This window comes from Phenylobacterium sp., from assembly GCF_004799395.1.
GTDB lineage: Bacteria > Pseudomonadota > Alphaproteobacteria > Caulobacterales > Caulobacteraceae > Phenylobacterium.
In genome coordinates this window covers 1-2,110 of sequence record NZ_SSMZ01000119.1, presented here as the reverse complement: position 1 = coordinate 2,110, position 2,110 = coordinate 1, and the positions used below count along the sequence as shown (strand labels likewise).

General features: G+C 72.8%; 4 protein-coding genes. 2 read left to right on the top strand and 2 right to left on the bottom strand.

What is annotated here, in order from left to right; genetic code table 11:
- Positions 1 to 135: 135 nt before the first annotated feature.
- On the bottom strand, positions 136 to 552 hold the full coding sequence (locus E8A12_RS08290) for a PPC domain-containing DNA-binding protein (RefSeq protein ID WP_293367535.1): 417 nt from the start codon (positions 550 to 552) through the stop codon (positions 136 to 138).
- 173 nt (positions 553 to 725) lie between these two features.
- Here E8A12_RS08290 and E8A12_RS08285 point away from each other — a divergent pair, with 173 nt between their 5' ends.
- Positions 726 to 1,073 carry a hypothetical protein gene (locus E8A12_RS08285; RefSeq protein WP_293367533.1) on the top strand — a complete coding sequence of 116 codons (348 nt, stop codon included), beginning with the start codon at positions 726 to 728 and terminating at the stop codon, positions 1,071 to 1,073.
- Positions 1,074 to 1,077: 4 nt separating this feature from the next.
- Positions 1,078 to 1,653: a hypothetical protein gene (locus tag E8A12_RS08280; RefSeq protein ID WP_293367531.1), complete on the top strand. Its 576-nt coding sequence runs from the start codon at positions 1,078 to 1,080 to the stop codon at positions 1,651 to 1,653.
- Here the strand turns inward: E8A12_RS08280 and E8A12_RS08275 are convergent.
- On the bottom strand, positions 1,650 to 2,110 hold a 461-nt coding region (locus E8A12_RS08275), incomplete at its 5' end, for a TetR-like C-terminal domain-containing protein (RefSeq protein ID WP_293367529.1). The two genes, E8A12_RS08280 and E8A12_RS08275, sit on opposite strands and share 4 nt — an antisense overlap.

The following is a 2,110-nucleotide window of genomic DNA, read 5'->3' as shown; positions in this document are numbered from 1 at the left end:
GCGACGGTCGGCCACAAGACCATCGACAAGAAGACCCATCATCCCCGGCGCAGGGCGCACCCGGCGGCGGCGGAGAAGCAGCCGTAGGGACCACGAGCTCTCACTCTCGCTGCGCGGGGGAGAGGAGGTCGCGGGTCAGCTTCCGGCGGCCGGCTGGACGCTGAGTTCGTTGTAGCCGGTGGCGGGGTCCAGCAGCCGGTGGAACTCGACGTCAGGCAGGTCGCCGATAACCAACTCGGCAGTGGTGTTGACGATGCAGCCCTGGAGGAGATGGCCGCCGATGCAGGACCCGTCGCGCCGCGAGAGGCCGATGTGGACGTGCAGGCCGTCGGCGCAGAGGGTCCCGCTCAGCGACACGATTTCCATGGGCTCGTTGAAGGCCGCGACGACCTCGGGCTCGCCTGTGGCTCCGGGCATCCTGAGGCGCGCGTGGGAGAGGCTTCCCACGCAGGAGAGGATGCAGCCGGCGCGAAGCGCGAGCGCCTCGGTGAGGCGCGCCAGCTCCGTCTTGAGATCGACCCCGGGCGTCAGGCGGACGGCAAGTGCGCGCATCAGTGTCGGCCCCTTCTCACGCACGCGGCCTTGGGCCACGCCATCACCGCATCGAACCACCGGCGCGGCCTCAGGCCCAGCGCGCACATGAAAAAGGCGCCCGGGCCTGCCGCGGCGCCCGTCGTCAGCCGCGCTGGCTTGACACCCGCCGATCAGGGAACGCCATTGCCGCCATGCCCAAGCCTGAGCGCCGTTCGATGACCGCCGCCTCGCCGGACGGCCGCGACCTCCTCGCGGCCTGGACCTGCGACGGCAAGCCGCCGCAGGACGCCATGGCCCAGGTCGCCACCCATCCGCGGTTCGCCTCGGCCGTGGTCGCCCTGGCGAGGTCGGCGGTCGAGATCACCGCGTCGCGTGCCAACACCGCGCACGCCAGCGTCGACGCCGGGCGATATGTCGCCAAGCTCGCGGCCATGTGGCTCGACGCGCGCGACGAACTCACCCTGCCGGCGCTCAAGCGGCTGTGCGCCGCCTCGGGCCTGCTCAGCCCCGGACGCGCGCGCGTTCCTGGTCTATCTTGAGCACATGGGCTTGATCGCGGTGGCGGAAGCGGGCGGCGGCAACCGGCCGGCGCGCTATGGCGCGACGCCGCGTTTCCGCGCCGACTGGATCGGGCACCTGCGCGGCCCGATCGCGGCCGCCGCGCGGCTGGCGCCCTCCGCGGGCGGGCTGATCGAGCGGCTCGACGTGCCCGCGGTCGCAGCGAGCTTCATCGAGATCCAGGGCGGCGCCCTGCTGAAGTCAGCGGTGACCTTGCCGCGTGGCGTGCCGGTGGTGGAGGCCTTCTACCATCCGTCCGGCGGCCTGGCGGTGCTCTCGCAGTTGATCGCCGGCGCAGCGGACGAGGCGCAGTTCCCCTCCCGGCGGCCAGTCGAGGTGCCGATCGAGCCCACGGCGCGGATGGTCGGCGTCTCGTCGTTGCAAATCCGGCGCGTGCTGAAGGGCGCGACCACCCAGGGCCTGCTGAGCGAGCACGCCAGCCCCGCCTACGCCCTCACCGAGGCGGCCGACGCGCCGCTGCGGTTCATCTACGGCGGCCAGTTCGTCCAGCTCCTCGGCCCGATCGCCCAGACCCTGGCCCGCCACCCGCGGTCCGCCTAGTCCGGCGCCAGCCCGCCGGCGGCGATCGCCGCGGCCGTCATATGCGCGAGTTGCTTGAGCTGCCGCCGGTCGCAGCGCTCGCCGAGCACGACGATGCGCCAGTAGAGGGGGCCGATCAGCAGGTCCGTCGTCGCGCGCCGGTCGACGTCAGCGCGCAACTCGCCCCGGGCGATAGCCCGGTCGATCAGCGCCTTGACCTTCTTCTCCCGCGCCATCTCCCCCGGCCGCATCGCTTCAGCCAGCGCCGGCTCGCGCGGGATCGCCGTATAGAGGTCGGGCAGGATGCTGCGCACCAGCGGGTGGCGCAGGAGGCGACGGCCGACCAGGAGCGCCGCGTAGAGGTCCGCCTCCAGCGAGCCCTGGTCGCCAGGATCGATCAGCGCGATGGTCGGCGCGGAGAGCCCCCGCACCAGGTCGGCGGCCATGTCGGCCTTGGAGCGCCAGCGACGATAGAGCG

Coding starts and splice junctions, on each gene's coding strand:
- E8A12_RS08290 (WP_293367535.1), bottom strand. CDS start 552: ATGCGCGCACTTGCCGTCCGCCTGACGCCCGGGGTCGATCTCAAGACG.
- E8A12_RS08285 (WP_293367533.1), top strand. CDS start 726: ATGCCCAAGCCTGAGCGCCGTTCGATGACCGCCGCCTCGCCGGACGGC.
- E8A12_RS08280 (WP_293367531.1), top strand. CDS start 1,078: ATGGGCTTGATCGCGGTGGCGGAAGCGGGCGGCGGCAACCGGCCGGCG.